The organism is Erwinia sp. AnSW2-5 (assembly GCF_045107195.1).
Classification (GTDB): Bacteria; Pseudomonadota; Gammaproteobacteria; order Enterobacterales; family Enterobacteriaceae; genus Erwinia.
In genome coordinates this window covers 180,556-195,104 of record NZ_JBJGXA010000018.1, presented here as the reverse complement: position 1 = coordinate 195,104, position 14,549 = coordinate 180,556, and the positions used below count along the sequence as shown (strand labels likewise).

Genomic DNA, 14,549 nt, shown 5'->3' with positions numbered 1-14,549 from the left:
CAAATTCAGTAAACCACTTCAGTATCGGCGCGGCGGAATTGCGCACGGTGCAGTGACCAAGATCATCACTCACTGCTGGAAGACCTACCCTGAAATCATTGAGGGTGATAAGCAGGATAAGGCGAAGAAAGTCACTGTCTGGGAACGGTCTAACAAGTCAGTATTCACCAGCCGATTTTGGCGTGTTTTTGCGCAGGCCGATGCACGGCGCCTGGTTGGTCGCTGGTCTGGCATCCTTCTTCACATTCGCGATAACAAAGCCTGGAACCTGCCCGCTACCAAAGGTCGTGGACTGGCGAAAATAACCCCGGTTTGGGCTGGAGCGCTTAAGCCTTACAAGCTTGACGAGAACATCAATTCGGTCACCTACGGTGAGCCCATTATGTGGGAGTACACGGAGAGGCTGACTAATGGTGGCGTTCGCCGCGTGCAGATACATCCTGATCGCGTATTCATTCTGGGCGACTATTCAGAAGATGCCATTGGCTTTCTTGAGCCGTCATATAACGCATTTGTCAGCCTGGAGAAAGTCGAGGGAGGTTCTGGCGAATCATTCCTGAAAAACGCCGCACGACAGTTGAATGTTAACTTCGAAAAAGAAATCGACTTCAACAATCTGGCATCTATGTACGGAGTCGCAGTCGACGAGCTTCAGGATAAGTTCAATGAGGCAGCACTTGAGGTTAACCGGGGTAATGACGTTCTTCTGACAACTCAGGGGGCGACTGTAACTCCGCTGGTTACTTCCGTTGCTGACCCATCACCAACGTATGACGTTAACCTTCAGACGGCTGCCGCTGGCGTGGATATACCTGCCAAAGTTCTTGTTGGTATGCAGACAGGTGAGCGCGCCAGCACTGAAGACCAGAAGTACATGAATGGTCGCTGCCAGTCGCGCCGTGAGGGTGAGCTTTCTTACGACATTGAAGACTTCACCGATAAGTTGATCGGCCTCGACATTATCAAGCCTGTTAGCGAGAAGACTGTAATTTGGGATGACCTAAATGAACAGTCTTCTTCAGAGAAGTTGGATAGCGCTGTCAAGATGGCACAAATTAACACCGCGCTGATCGCAACAGGTCAGGTGGCCTTCACCGGAGAAGAGATTCGAGTTGCTGCCGGGCATGAGGGTTCGACGGAGCCATTAGGGGAGGATGATGAAGACGAAGATACCGAAACCTCCGATACTACCGGGAAATCCTAAAGACCCGACCGGAGTCGACAGGTTAGAGCGCCGTGCTATGAAAGACTTCGCTAGGCGCATAAAGAATATTGTCAACGCGTACGCCGCAGCATTAGAAAGAATCCCCACCTCACTAGCAGTTAACGCCAAATACGAATATCAGCTCGACCCCCTGCTACTCAATATGATCCTGAATGATGCCAGCCTGCTGGTTGACTCTGTGTTGCTAGAAGGCGACCAGAATAACCTGTGGCTGACTGAAGGATATATCGAACCGGCAGCAACCAGGGGAACGGCGCAGGCTTACGCCAATCTCAGCCAGCAGTCCGCAGTTTATGCAGCCAGCCGTGAATCATTCCAGGCGCTTCTGCTGAGTGCGCCCTATCAGCGCCGACTCTCACTGGTTTATGCCCGTGTATTTGAGGAGATGAAGGGTTTCACCGCTGAAATTAAGCGAGACATGGCCCGCGTGCTAACTGACGGGGTTGGGCGTGGCTTGAATCCTCGTGAGGTTGCCAGAAATCTTCGAGACCAGGTCGGGATTGAATCCCGGCGTGCCAACACTATCGCCCGTACAGAAATAACGACAGCTCTGCGTCGCGCTCGGTGGGATGAGGCGGAAGACGCGAGGGGTGGTCTTGGCCTGCGGATTATGCTTCTGCATTATTCTGCTCTCAGCCCGACAACGCGGCAAACCCATGCCATACGCCATGCCCACCTTTATACGGTGGAAGAGGTGCGAGAGTGGTATGCGACCGGAGCGAACTCCATCAACTGCAAATGCACACAGGTTGAAACTCTGGTTGATGAAAAGGGTAATCCTCTTAACGCCAAAGCCATCGATGCTGCCCGCAAAGAATTCCAGACTCAGTGGCAGAAATTAGCCACCAACAAATCAAAATGTCATTGCTGCGCAAAGGCAGCCTGAGGTCAAACCATGCCAATGCAAGTCAATATCACCGCAAAGGTGAATAGCCAGTCTATTCGCCGAGAGGTGTACAACGGTCGCGATCACATCGTCATCCCCAGCTATACACTCCCGGCAAACGTCATTATGAATAACGAGCTCTATCCAGAGTCAGAGATTGATGCGCACTACCAGGGGCTTGAGGGGACACTGGCTCCACTGGGACACCCAACAGTAAACGGGCAGTTCGTTTCCGCATTCTCACCAGAGGGAATCAACGTTGGTTATGCAGGCGCGTGGAATCGAAACGTCAAAAAGTCCGGTAATCGCATATACGTTGAGAAATGGGTTGATGTGCTAAAGGCCAATGAGAGCGAGAACGGTCGGGAACTCATCCAGCGCGTTGAGGCTATCGAGCGTGGGGAGGATGTCCCGCCAATCCATACCAGTGTTGCGGTTTTCCGCGACCAGATGCCCGCCACCGACGAACAGAAAGCTATGGGTGCTAACCACGTTGTTAAGATTCACGCGATGGATCATGACGCCATCCTGCTGCACGAAGTTGGTGCCGCGACACCAGAGCAGGGTGTTGGTCTGATGGTCAATGCCGACCTTGCTACACCGATGAAGGTTAATTCTGGCGCGCTGATTGGCGAGTCATACCGAGAGCGTGAGCGCCGCCTGGAGAAAGCTGCACGCGATAAATTTGCCACCGGGCCAGATGATTATGCATGGATCGCTGACTTCACTGAATCTCAGGCAATCATCATCCGTAACGGAGGTGATGCTCAAGTTTACGGTTACACCTCTGATGGCGGGAAGATCACATTCGATGATACCGGGGAAAAAGTCACCAGGCAGGAATCCTGGGTAGCAATCGCAGCTAACAAATTTAAATCACTTTTCACACCGCAGGAGCAACCTGCAGCAAACCACCAAACGGAGGGCGATATGCCTTTGACCAAAGAAGAGCTCGACCAGATCGGCAATATCGTCAGCAGCGCCATTACTGCAAACAACGAAGCGTCGCTAAAGCCGATTACAGAAGTACTGGCAGTCATTCAGGCTAACCAGAAAACATTGACTGATTCACTTACCGCTAACTCACGCGCAGAAGAAGCTACTAAGCGCGCAGCAGTTGCAGCTGTGCATGGAGAAGTCGTTGCAAATGCACTGTCAGGCGAAGCGCTTGAAGCAATGCACAAGAGCATCGGATCGCCAGCCCCATTGGGCGCTAATTCAGCAAACAATCAGGCCCCAACTGGTGCGCCAGATCCTAAATCCTACTTCGGAGGTGCTGCGTAATGGCACGTTATCGTCGAGTAAATATTGATGGTCAGTCTCTGTACAAGACCGAAACCCGCGCTACCGCAGCAGCTCTACTTCCTGGCACAGCTGCTGTTATTAACTCCAGCGATCAGTTTGCGCAGGCAACTGCATTGCGTGGACGAATTTACATTATCGATGTTGCATATCACCAAGGGCTAAAAATTACCGAGGCCGTACCGGTTGGTGATTCAGCTGTGGGCAACTACGTGGAGGAAGGTCGCGAGCTGGCATTGCTTTGTGTGGCTGGAGCTTACAAAAAAGACACCCCGATCAAGCTGGGAACTGCTGGTCAGTTCACCATTGCCACAGCAGACACTGACACGGTGATCGGCTACAGCCAGGACGAAGCGACCATTGCCGCCAGTTCTACCGACTTTATTCGCGTTCGTATGCGCGTTGGCACCGTTGCCGCAGCCTCTGGCGCGTAATCAGGAGAAACACAATGTATTTTACCGCTGAAACACTGGCAGCAAACAGCCGACTGCAGGGACACTGGAGTGAGTTGTGGGCCAACCGTAATATCTGGAACCAGCATCACGACATGATGGTGAATTCCTATCGCACCAGTATGACTCCTGAAATGCTCGCAGCTAATGCTGTTGGCGGATTCACTCGCGAATTCTGGGCCGAGCTTGACCGCCAGGTAATTCAGATGCGCGATCAGGAAACTGGCATGGAAATCGTCAACGACTTGATGTCTGTTCAGACAATCCTGCCAATCGGCAAGACTGCGAAACTGTACAGCGTCACTGGTGATATTGCTGATGATGTGTCGATCAGCATTGATGGTCAGGCACCGTATTCATTCGACCACACTGAATACGATAGTGATGGCGACCCGATTCCAGTATTTACCGCTGGTTACGGTGTCAACTGGCGACATGCCGCAGGGTTGAGCACAGTCGGCATCGACTTGATGCTGGACTCGCAGGCATCAAAAATGCGTAAGTTCCACAAAAAGCGCGTCTCCTACTATCTCAACGGCAATGCCGCAATCTCTGTGCAGGGTTACAAAGCACAGGGGCTGAAGAATCACCGCAACACCACGAAAATCAACCTCGGTAGCGGTGCAGGTGGTGCCAACATCGATCTGACAACTGCGACCCCGGCACAGATGCTGGCCTTCTTTGGCCCAACCGGAGCGTTTGGCCTGAACGCTCGAAAAAACAAGGTCACTGCTTACGACAAGCTGTGGGTGAGTGCTGAGATCTGGGCGAACATGTCAAAGCCGTACCTGATTGATATCAACGGCGGCACTAATGCCATGGTAAGCGGCACCGTCTTCGATGCCATCTCCAAGTTTATCCCGGCTAAATCCATCCAGATGACTTATGCCCTGGCGGGTAACGAGTTCCTGGGCTATGAACGCCGTCAGGATGTGGTTTCTCCGCTGATTGGCATGGCTGTTGGTATCGTTCCGCTGCCTCGCCTGATGCCGCAGAGCAACTACAACAACCAGATCATGTCTGCTGAAGGCATCTCGGTTAAGCGTGATGGTGAAGGCCTGGGCGGTGTTGTTTACGGCGCCGTACTGGCGTAAGGGGGCGTGTATGTCTAAATACGAAGTAATTAAGCCATGGCATGGGGTATCACAAGGCCAGACCGTTGAGATTGGTGAGTTGCACCCGGCTTTAGCCTCGCATGTTCGCCTGATTGGTAGTAAGTCGGGCGAACTGTCACCAGCTACCCCAAGCGCCAAAAGCGAAGGCAAGTCTCGAAAAGAGGTTATTGCCGACCGCCTAGCTGAGCTTGGTATTGAGTTCAAAGGTAACCTGGGTGCAGAAAAGCTCTCGGAGCTACTGCCGGATGGCGAACTTGAAAAGCTTTTTCCAGCAGAATAACAGCCGCCGCTAAGGCGGTTTTTTATGCCCTGTTTCGGCGGGGCTGAGAGGTTTTCATGGTTACCCAGGAACAGGCAAAAGAGTATCTGGAGAGCCAGGGCATCACATTGCCCGACTTCATTCTCGCCGCACTGGTAGAGCAGGCCAACAGCATTCAGGAATGTCTGGATGCTAACTACCCGGCAGCTACTGCGATACTCATTCAGATGTATCTGCTAGGACTGATGGGGCTGGGGCAGGGCGATAAATATATCAGCTCTCAGTCAGCCCCGTCTGGTGCGTCGAGGTCATTCCGATACGGTTCGTTTGCAGATCGATGGAAAGGTTCACTCGGACTGCTAAGAGGCCTGGATAAGTTCGGATGCGCCGCATCACTTATTCCTCCAGACCCAACTCAGAAGGTCTTTGCTGGCATCTGGATTGGCAAGGGTAGCTGCATGTGTGGGGGTGATTGATGTCGATACCAGTATCAGAGCGCCTACCCCGAAATTTCCAGCGTGTCTGGGTGAAAACGGATAGCGGGAAGGAAACGACTGCTTATGTGAACGCGGCGGGTGAGTGGCGTATTAACTGCCCACGCATTGCTGCTGAGAATCCCACTGTCGTGAGCTGGAGGGAATGACATGTCATCTACAGCTAATTGGTCATACACCGCGCCATGTAGCATATGGCGCAGCCTGGGAGTTGACGAATATGGCGATTCTCTTGGATGGTCAGCGCCCGAAGTAATCATGTGCGATTACCAGGGTGGACTGTCTGCGAGGATAGGTAGTATCGGTACTGAAATCGTGGTGAAAAACACTTTCTGGACTGAGTTTTCCGAAGCCAAGAAGGGTGACTATCTGCTGATTGGAGAATCGACTGAAGCTGACCCGCTGGCCGCTGGCGCTGACGAGGTGATGCAGGTCATCCGGTATGCGGATACCTTCGAGCGAACCGCTGACGACTTCGCAATTCTGACTGGAGTCTGATATGGGCGTGAAAATTAAAGGTGTGCGGGAAGCCAAGCAGAACCTCAATCGCCTGGTGGATGATATTCAGGGGCGCAAGGCTGTGAGGGCGTTGCAGAGCGCGCTGATTATCGGCTCATCACAAGCAGCACTGTACACGCCCATCGACACTTCAACGCTAATCAACAGTCAGTTTCGTGAACTGGACGTCAAAGGTACGCGGCTCACCGGGCGCGTGGGCTACTCCGCAAACTATGCGGTTTATGTTCATGACCCGAACGTGCCGCAGACCTTCCGGCGAGCTACCGCACAGAAAGAGTTCCTGACTAAAGGCTTCGAAGATACACGCGAACTCATCGACCGCACGATTAAAAAGGAGATGGCACTGTGACCCCTCCGATGCACCAACGCGTCAAAAACCTACTGGTCGGCGCTGGACTGGCTGCCGGCTACACAGTTCAGTCTCTCATGTGGACTGACACGAGTGACCTGAAGCAGCGATTCCTGGTATTCCGGCCTAATGGAGGCACACCAGTAGACCGAGATATCGGCTCTGACCACTACGTGCTGGTTGACCTTATCACCGGGAAATCATCCGGCGATTACGCTAAGTCAGAAACAGACGTGCAGGCCATCATCGACTACGTGCAGCAAAACCCCATCAGCGACCCTTGCGTCGGCCAAATCACAAACATGGGCGGCATACCATCACCAATCCTCACTACTGAGGGCCGAATGGTCTGGCGTCTGCAATTTGCCTGTTCTTACGGCGAAATTTAATCAAAAGAGGAATTACCCATGGCAGAAAATTGCCCATCAGACAACACGGCGTTGTTTGGCCGCGCCATTGTGCTCGAAGTAGCCGATGGCTGCGCCGATGTAGTGCCGCAGGAGTCGGAGTGGAAAGCTCTGGCTGCTGGAACCAGCAAGGGATTCGACCTCAGCCCAAACTCAGTCAGCTCAGATGCTGACGACACAAAAGGCTATGTCGAAAACATTGTCACCAATGCGGACCTGACAATCTCATTTGAAGGTGAAGTTAGACGCAATGACAAGCTCGACCAATACGGCGTCTTTCGCCTGATTAAATACTTCAACACAGAGATTCAGGCCGCACGCCAGCCTACCTTATGGGTTCGCATGGAATTTGGTGCTGTCACATTCCAAGGCTACATGCTGATCAACGCACTCAGCTCTGATGGTGGGAGCAACGACATCATCACGTTCTCTACGGAGTTCAAGGTGGCAGATGCAAGCACTATTCAGGTTCTGGACACAGATGAAGCCGTACCTGCTACAGGCGTCACTGTTGCACCCGCGACAACCTCACTGGCTGTTGGCGCGACCCGCCAGTTAACAGCTACCGTCCTTCCATCTGATGCAACAGATAAATCCGGCACCTGGACAACCTCTGACGCGACAAAAGCAACGGTCAGCTCTACCGGGCTGGTTACTGGTGTTGCAGCCGGGACTGCAACAATCACCTTCACATCCACTGATGGTGCTTTTACTGGCTCTACTGCGGCAACTATCACCGCATAATTGCCATTTCAGGGGCTTCCGCCTGGTGGCCCCGAAAATGTCTGTTACCGGATTAACCCATGACACCTTACAAAGAGATTGGCGAGTGCCTGATTACTGCTGGTGAGGACGAGTATTTCTTCCGGCCATCATTCGCCGCCATGAGCCGCATCGGTGAGCCACAGGAGATTGTGCAGGCGTTCTATGATCTGCATAACGATGAGGTAACACCACTGCTTCAGCGCGGTCTTGATGCATACGGCACCATTCCAGCATGGCTGTTGGCCCACGTGAGCCGCAGAGAAATTGGCAAACCTGCAACGCTGGCAGCAATGAGCGTACTGGCTGCCTGCTGCGAGCGTGACCTGTCACGGCTAATCGGAGAGATTATCCCCGGCAAGTCTGGGAAATGGACGTTCGTCTACCGCAAAGGCTTGATGCCAGCTGTTGAGATGGTGCTCATTGCTCAGTCACTCATCACCCACGGCATCATCGGCAAAGCGAAGGTTCGCCAGCTACAGCGCCACGAAAGCAACCAGGCTACAACCGAGTTCAACGCCTTCGAGTACATCAGCGCCGCACGTAACCACTTCGGTATAAGTCGGGATGAAGCGGAGCAGCTATCGATGACCGAGTTTCAAATGATGCTGGCTGCCAAATATCCGGATCAGAAGGGGTTCACTAGAGAAGAGTATGAAGCAACAGCAGATGACTTTCTTGCAAGGCAGGCTCGGCGCAGAGCCAAGGCCGCGTAGTCCACTCAGGTGGGCTTTTTAACGCCATTCTTCTCTTCAATGTACCCATCTGGCATTACAGATATAATTTTTTTTAGCGCTACTTCAATTGACTCAATATTGCTACTGATTGTCATAAAACGGTCAGTCTCAGTGAGCTTCACAGATGACATAAGACTTTCAATTCTTTTCTTAAGATTCTGGATTTCCTCAGCGCGTGATTCTGAGACCTTAGCCATGCGTAAAGCATTGGCGACCTGCATGAATACGTCTTCATTATCAGATAGAGATGAAGCCAAGAGATTTTCTATTTGCTGAAATTTATCCAGCCTAAATAAAATTTCTTGCTGAAGGCTCCGCTTCGACTTTTCAGCTTCTTTCTCTAAATTCTCTCTGATCTCTGGAGCCATCCTAAGCGGATATGGGGCTATTCTTGACATCAGTGTGACTCCTTTTGATTCATCTCTATGCATTCTATTTACGACAGGCGACGTTGACAAGTGAGTCCAAGTGATCCACTATCTTGGCGTATCTGAGCTTTTATTTATAAAATAAGGAGTCCATATGATTCATAAGGTGTCAAGATCATCCCCTTACCCATTGAGAATGCCAGCGGAGGTTAGGGCTTGGTATGAGCAGGAGGCAGGGAAAAATTCACGATCTCTTAACGGCGAGATACTGAAATTACTAACAGAAAGAATGAATCGAGTTAAAGGGAAGAGAGTTGAAGAGTGCTAGAAATGGCGAAACCCCGCAGTGCGCTAACACTAACGGGGCTTCTTTTGTCAGTAACCCTTGTGAGAAAACCAACATGAACATTGTAGCTAAATCAGATCTGAACTTCCACGGTAAAGCACTCATTCCTGTTTCAAACATTACAGGGACATGGCTTACATCATCCGACCTGGCGAAAGCGCTGGAGTATTCCAACAGCCGTGCTGTAACCATGATTTACAACAAGTCCGCTGACGAGTTCACCAGCGGTATGACTCAGGTACTCGAAGTGAGTACCACAGGCAACTACCGTAAAAAGGTGCGTGTCTTCTCTCTTCGTGGCGCTCACCTGATAGCAATGTTCGCACGCACTCCAGTAGCCAAAGAGTTCCGTCGCTGGGTGTTGGATATTCTAGATCGCGAAGTGGCGCACTCTCCAATCGCCAAACAATTTAGCGACGAGGAAGTGGTTAATCTCTGCTACATGCAGCTGTGGATGGAGAAAACGCAACGGGTTAGCAAAGAAGTTTACCCGGCGCTCAAGCAGTTGCGGTCAGAGTTCTCAGGGACGTTTTACGATATGGCACATGAGACGCGATTCTTCACGCAAGGTACAAGAGATGCGCTTTTGCGTGAGGCTGCAAATCTGGACAAGACGGACAGGGCTGTAGTGAACGCTGAAGGCATGTTCAGGAAATTACGCGGTACAAAGGAGATTCACTGATTGGCGTATGGGATGGCGCAAAAAGAAAAACCGCCAGATGGGCTGGCGGGTTCTGTTACTACTGATTGGAGATTAGAATGCAACAATCAACATCAACTGCTGTAAATGTAGCAAAACAAACACCACCTGTCGATCCTGATATGCTTCCAGTTATCGAATGGGAAGGTGTTCGTGTTGTAACAACTGAGGTTTTGGCTCGGGGTTACGGTACTGATGAAGTAAACATTCGGAATAACCTATCTCGCAACCTTGAGCGCTTTGAAGATGGAAGGCATTACTTCCTGCTAACTGGCTCAGAATTAAAGGAATTTAAGAACAGAGTAAACGATAGTTACTCTGTTGGTAAACGGGCCAGAAGTGTCACCGTCTGGACAGAGAAAGGCGCCGCCCGGATGTCAAAAATCGTCGACACCGATGAAGCCTGGAATTTCTTTGAGCGAATGGAGGAGTCTTACTTCCGCCCGGCGCCCACAATCGGAATTCCGCTTACCTACGAAGCGGCGCTTGAAGACCTTCTTCTCAAGGTTAAGGAAAACCGTGTTGTCACTGAGCAGAGAGACCGTGCCGTAAAAGAAAAACTCTGGATCGCTGAAAAGCGGGAAGTTACTGCAATGGTTACTGCATCCGTCGCAGTGCGAGAGAAAAATAAACTGGCAGAGCGCATGGGCGAAGGGCGTAAGTTTGCCGCCATCATCCCGGTAGAGAAGAAAACCGGGAGGGAATTTAAATGGCAGCCGCTGCGTAAGTGGTGCCGTGAGAATGGAGCAGAGCCGCACGATGTTGAGGACAAGCGCTTTGGCACCGTAAAATCATGGCCGCGTGATGCATGGCTTGCCGTATACGGCGTCGACTTGAAAAAGATTTTCTAACCTACAAAAACTTTGTCGGTACATACACACCAAACCCGCACTCGCGGGTTTTCTTGCTTCCCATTGCATCAGCTTCCCTTTAGGATTATCGCCATACTTATGAATGGGGATAGGGATATGACCGAGGAAGAATGGTTAGATGGGCTCAGGCACTTAAGCCCTGATATGATTTTGAAAACCCACTTTAGCCTGCAAGAGCAGATAAAAAAACACTACAAACTTCGCGCTGATCCTAAACACCTGAAGACAGCGATATCCCTCTGTGAGCAACAAATCGCATTATCCCCTCTTGCGATAGATGCACTTAAGCAGAACCCACAAATGTACTCAAAAGGCGAATTCTTTGCTCCGTCTCACCATGGATATAGGCAATATGCTGTCATTCTGCGCCGACAAAAAGAATTTGATAAACTGGATACAATTGAAAGAAAAATGAAATCAGAAGGATGGGCTGCATAATGAGGGGATGGAGTATGAAGAAAGTTTTTTTTGGCACAGTAGTGGCGTTACTGCTCACGGGTTGTGTTTATGTTGGTAATAATTTCGACGAGAACAAACTGGCGAACGTTCAAAAAGGAGTAACCACCAAGCAAGAGCTAATCTCTTACTTTGGTGAGCCGTCAACCTCGACATTTGATTCAGATGGCAACGAAACGATGATGTGGACTTACAGCATATCAAATGGTTTCGGCGGCGCGGACGCAAAGGTGTTGAGCATAAAAACGCATGACGGAAAAGTTGAGAACTACGCAGTGACTCGCTCAAAATTCTAAAATAAGAACATCATAAAGACCTCGCTTCGGCGGGGTTTTTTTACGCCTGGAGATCAGCATGTCAGAGAAAGTTGGTGATATTTTTATCGAGATAGAGATGGAAACCAAAAAGTTGGTTGATGCAAACAGGGAGGTAAATCAACAGCTTCAGCAGACTCAAAACTCAGCCAATAAAACTGGCTCAATCATGAACAAACTTGAAAAGGATGCTGGTAATTTGGGTGGGGGATTTAGCACTCTGGCATCTGCTGTAAAAGGATATATAACCGTTCAGGCAGCTCTCAAGCTGATTGAAATTGCCGATGATATGACAATGCTTCAGGCGAGAGTCACCAGATTGAGTGGCAGCCTAGATGAAGCCAAAACAACCATGGCATCGCTATCCACAATCGCCGCGAATACTGGTAACAGTCTCGCCAGTACAGAAAAGCTTTGGGAAACTCTGACAGCCAGCCTGAAAGAGGCAGGCGCAACTAACGGCCAGGTTCTGATGCTGACCGACACGCTTCAGAAAATTGGCGTGGTTGGTGGTTCATCTGCGGAAGAGATGTCAAATGCGCTGCGTCAGTTCGGGCAGTCGATAGCCGGTGGCATTGTGAGGGCGGAGGAATTCAACTCTGTTCTGGAGAACATGCCGGAACTGGCACGGCAGATGGCTGCTGGCCTCGGTTTGTCACTTGGGCAGTTGCGTCAGCGTATGCTGGAAGGAAAGCTGACAGCCGAGGATGCACTAAACGCGATCCAGAAGCAGGCTGCGAACGTAAATACCGAATTCGACAAGATGCCAGTGACGGTAGACCGCGCAAAAAATAGCCTTGATGTCGCTTTCAAAAACATGATTAACGACCTCAATCAGTCTATAGGGCTAACCCAAGATCTGGCAGGTCTGATGCAGTCTGTTGCCAATAACCTCAATTTCTACAACAAGAATGTGGGAGATTCCTCCCGCATGCCCAAACTTATCTCCCTCCAAAAAGAGTATAACGAAGAGCTTAAGGACGGGCAGCGCTGGTATGAGTCTGACACGATCTTCCAGCAGAGAAGGGGGGAAGCAGCCAGCAAGCTTAAGCAGGTCGAAGGGGAAATTGCTCATATCCGCGCTAAAGCGGCCAAGGATATGGAAGAAGCCAACAGGCCAATAGCAGTAAAAGGTGCTGGCACTGCCAATCCGAAGCAAGATGACCTGATTAAGAAATCACAGCGCCGAATCGAACTTTCCAAACTCGAAGGTGAAGCCCGCGCAAGGCTGCAAGCTCAGTATGACGCTGAAGACGCTGGCATTAAAAGCAACGACCCGCGGGTTAAATCTCTTCAGGACCAATACGCAGAAATTTACCGAAATACTCAGGCACAGAAGACCAATAATGCCGAGGGTAAGAAGTCAGCATCACAAGCTGAGTCGATCGCAGAGAAGCTGACAGCGCTTAAAGAACAGGCTTCGTTGTCTGCTGACTCTACAAGAGAGCTAAGCCGCGAACAGGCAATTCTGACTGCGCAGCAATCGCTGGGAAGCGCTGCCACCAAGGAAGACATCGAGCTAGCTGGCAAATATGCGGCAACTAAATGGGACACAGGAAATGCTATCCGCGCTCAAGCGGCTGCCGAGAAGTTATTACCAGAAGCTAGGGAGAGCGCAAACTATAAGCAGGATGTCGAAGACCTAAAAACAGCGCTGAATGCTAAGAAGATTACTCAGCAGCAGGCAGATGCCACGTCAGAACAACTCGCCAAGCAGCATCAAGTTAATCTCGCTAAGATTAGATCGGAGCAAGTTGTCACTCCTGAGAAGGCAGCAGCTGGCACTGTTGACCCAGTACAAGCACTGGCTAACGAGAACGCCCAGAAACTGGAGCTTATTAAGCAGTTTGAACAGCAAAAGATAATCACTCAACAGCAATCAATCTCCCTGATGAATGCGGCTAACACACAGTACGAACAGGCTCGCATTAACGCTGCCTGGCAGATATGGGAGAGTCAGAACGAAGCGAACCAGCTCCTAGGTAGCGCCATAGACTCTCTGCAAGGTGGGGCTAGCAATGCGATAACCGGACTTCTGAATGGCACTCAAAGTCTAAGTGAAGCTTTCGCAAACATTGGCTCAACCATACTGAATAGTGTCGTTAGCAGTATTGTTCAAATGGGGCTTGAATGGGTTAAAGCGCAGATGATAGGTCAAACTGCGCAAACCTCAGCAATCTTGTCGAACCAGGCAACTGCAACGGCCGCGCTAGCTGCTTCAACTGCATCAGGCATAGCTTCAGCAGCCACATTGTTGGCAGCATGGTCACCAGCGGCAATGGCAGCATCAATTGCAACGTCAGGAGGTGCTGCGGCCGCAGGGTTGACAGGTTACACCACCGCAATGACAACAGCCCAAACAATGGCAATAGCTGGAGCGCGTAAGAACGGCGGCCCTGTAAGCGCTGGCTCAATGTACCAAGTAGGCGAGGGTGGCAAGCCGGAAATCTACCAGGCAAGCACTGGTAAGCAGTACATGATTCCCGGTGACAACGGCAAGGTGATCAGCAATAAGGACATGATGGGTGGCGGTGGTGGAGGGACGTCACTGAGCCAGGTGATGAACCTGACAGTGAACACTACAAATGGCCTGGATGATGCCACTATTAAGAAGCTACGGCAGGCATGGAAAACAGACACAATGCTGATAATCAGAGACCAAAGCACCAGACCAAAAGGCATGCTTCAGGGCAGGAAGTAATATTTTTGAGCTGATATAATTCAGCCTCAATTCAGAGGAGATGAGAAATGGCAATGGAAATTGAAGTTGGTAAAATCACTGCTTATGACAACGTGAATGGACAGGGCATTCTTGCAGAGGTTGGTTTCAGGGATTATGAAGCGACACACCAGAACATTATCGTTGATGTGTCCCTGCCTTTAGATAAAAACGCTTCGCTTGCAGAGGTTGAAGAAAAGGCCACTGAAGAAGCCAAGAGAAAACTTAAAGAGCTTGTCTCCGGTTTTTAATGCCGTCTGAACTACA

At 50.6% G+C, this 14,549-nt stretch carries 20 protein-coding genes; 19 read left to right on the top strand and 1 reads right to left on the bottom strand.

All coding sequences use genetic code 11. The annotated features are described in order from the left end of the window. The 12 genes from ACFL9S_RS15190 to ACFL9S_RS15135 form a co-directional block, all read left to right on the top strand. On the top strand, positions 1–1,204 hold a 1,204-nt coding region (locus ACFL9S_RS15190; RefSeq protein WP_405262725.1), incomplete at its 5' end, for an anti-CBASS protein Acb1 family protein. After that, positions 1,158–2,111, top strand: coding sequence for a phage minor head protein (locus ACFL9S_RS15185; protein ID WP_405262734.1), 954 nt, complete (start codon positions 1,158–1,160; stop codon positions 2,109–2,111). The genes ACFL9S_RS15190 and ACFL9S_RS15185, both read left to right, overlap by 47 nt. A 9-nt stretch (positions 2,112–2,120) precedes the next feature. Beyond that, positions 2,121–3,395 (top strand): hypothetical protein, encoded by a 1,275-nt coding sequence (locus ACFL9S_RS15180; protein ID WP_405262724.1) that lies wholly within the window; start codon positions 2,121–2,123, stop codon positions 3,393–3,395. Next, complete coding sequence (locus tag ACFL9S_RS15175; protein ID WP_405262723.1) at positions 3,395–3,847, top strand: hypothetical protein; 453 nt, start codon at positions 3,395–3,397, stop codon at positions 3,845–3,847. The genes ACFL9S_RS15180 and ACFL9S_RS15175 overlap by 1 nt, the downstream gene beginning before the upstream one ends. Positions 3,848–3,861: 14 nt before the next feature. Next, positions 3,862–4,959, top strand: a complete 1,098-nt coding sequence (locus tag ACFL9S_RS15170) for a major capsid protein (protein WP_405262722.1) — start codon at positions 3,862–3,864, stop codon at positions 4,957–4,959. 10 nt (positions 4,960–4,969) lie between these two features. Continuing rightward, positions 4,970–5,260 carry a hypothetical protein gene (locus tag ACFL9S_RS15165; RefSeq protein WP_405262721.1) on the top strand — a complete coding sequence of 97 codons (291 nt, stop codon included), beginning with the start codon at positions 4,970–4,972 and terminating at the stop codon, positions 5,258–5,260. 56 nt (positions 5,261–5,316) lie between these two features. Continuing rightward, positions 5,317–5,715 carry a hypothetical protein gene (locus ACFL9S_RS15160; RefSeq protein ID WP_405262720.1) on the top strand — a complete coding sequence of 133 codons (399 nt, stop codon included), beginning with the start codon at positions 5,317–5,319 and terminating at the stop codon, positions 5,713–5,715. Positions 5,716–5,883: 168 nt separating this feature from the next. Next, complete coding sequence (locus ACFL9S_RS15155) at positions 5,884–6,231, top strand: hypothetical protein (RefSeq protein ID WP_405262719.1); 348 nt, start codon at positions 5,884–5,886, stop codon at positions 6,229–6,231. A 1-nt stretch (position 6,232) separates the two neighbouring features. Next, a complete protein-coding gene (locus tag ACFL9S_RS15150) occupies positions 6,233–6,601 on the top strand; it encodes an HK97 gp10 family phage protein (RefSeq protein ID WP_405262718.1) in 369 nt (122 codons plus the stop codon). Next, positions 6,598–6,990: a hypothetical protein gene (locus ACFL9S_RS15145; RefSeq protein WP_405262717.1), complete on the top strand. Its 393-nt coding sequence runs from the start codon at positions 6,598–6,600 to the stop codon at positions 6,988–6,990. Before ACFL9S_RS15150 ends, ACFL9S_RS15145 begins: the two co-directional genes overlap by 4 nt. A gap of 18 nt (positions 6,991–7,008) precedes the next feature. Beyond that, a complete protein-coding gene (locus tag ACFL9S_RS15140) occupies positions 7,009–7,752 on the top strand; it encodes an Ig domain-containing protein (RefSeq protein WP_405262716.1) in 744 nt (247 codons plus the stop codon). A 59-nt stretch (positions 7,753–7,811) separates the two neighbouring features. Continuing rightward, a complete protein-coding gene (locus ACFL9S_RS15135) occupies positions 7,812–8,486 on the top strand; it encodes a DUF6246 family protein (RefSeq protein WP_405262715.1) in 675 nt (224 codons plus the stop codon). A 5-nt stretch (positions 8,487–8,491) separates the two neighbouring features. On the opposite strand, the gene ACFL9S_RS15130 is transcribed toward ACFL9S_RS15135, so the two are convergent. Beyond that, the gene (locus tag ACFL9S_RS15130) at positions 8,492–8,905 is read right to left on the bottom strand and encodes a TraY domain-containing protein (protein WP_405262714.1); all 414 of its coding nucleotides are present in this window, start codon (positions 8,903–8,905) and stop codon (positions 8,492–8,494) included. Positions 8,906–9,029: 124 nt separating this feature from the next. Between ACFL9S_RS15130 and ACFL9S_RS15125 the strand changes: the two genes are divergently transcribed. The 7 genes from ACFL9S_RS15125 (at position 9,030) to ACFL9S_RS15095 (ending at position 14,533) form a co-directional block, all read left to right on the top strand. After that, on the top strand, positions 9,030–9,203 hold the full coding sequence (locus tag ACFL9S_RS15125) for an Arc family DNA-binding protein (protein ID WP_405262713.1): 174 nt from the start codon (positions 9,030–9,032) through the stop codon (positions 9,201–9,203). Positions 9,204–9,276: 73 nt separating this feature from the next. Next, positions 9,277–9,903 carry a BRO family protein gene (locus tag ACFL9S_RS15120; protein WP_405262712.1) on the top strand — a complete coding sequence of 209 codons (627 nt, stop codon included), beginning with the start codon at positions 9,277–9,279 and terminating at the stop codon, positions 9,901–9,903. 77 nt (positions 9,904–9,980) lie between these two features. Next, positions 9,981–10,772, top strand: a complete 792-nt coding sequence (locus ACFL9S_RS15115) for an ORF6N domain-containing protein (RefSeq protein WP_405262711.1) — start codon at positions 9,981–9,983, stop codon at positions 10,770–10,772. Between the two features lie 117 nt (positions 10,773–10,889). Further along, positions 10,890–11,231, top strand: coding sequence for a hypothetical protein (locus tag ACFL9S_RS15110; protein ID WP_405262710.1), 342 nt, complete (start codon positions 10,890–10,892; stop codon positions 11,229–11,231). Positions 11,232–11,245: 14 nt separating this feature from the next. Next, complete coding sequence (locus ACFL9S_RS15105; RefSeq protein ID WP_405262709.1) at positions 11,246–11,545, top strand: lipoprotein; 300 nt, start codon at positions 11,246–11,248, stop codon at positions 11,543–11,545. Between the two features lie 58 nt (positions 11,546–11,603). Continuing rightward, positions 11,604–14,264, top strand: a complete 2,661-nt coding sequence (locus tag ACFL9S_RS15100) for a tape measure protein (protein WP_405262708.1) — start codon at positions 11,604–11,606, stop codon at positions 14,262–14,264. A 47-nt stretch (positions 14,265–14,311) separates the two neighbouring features. Continuing rightward, positions 14,312–14,533 carry a hypothetical protein gene (locus ACFL9S_RS15095; protein ID WP_405262707.1) on the top strand — a complete coding sequence of 74 codons (222 nt, stop codon included), beginning with the start codon at positions 14,312–14,314 and terminating at the stop codon, positions 14,531–14,533. Positions 14,534–14,549: the final 16 nt, after the last annotated feature.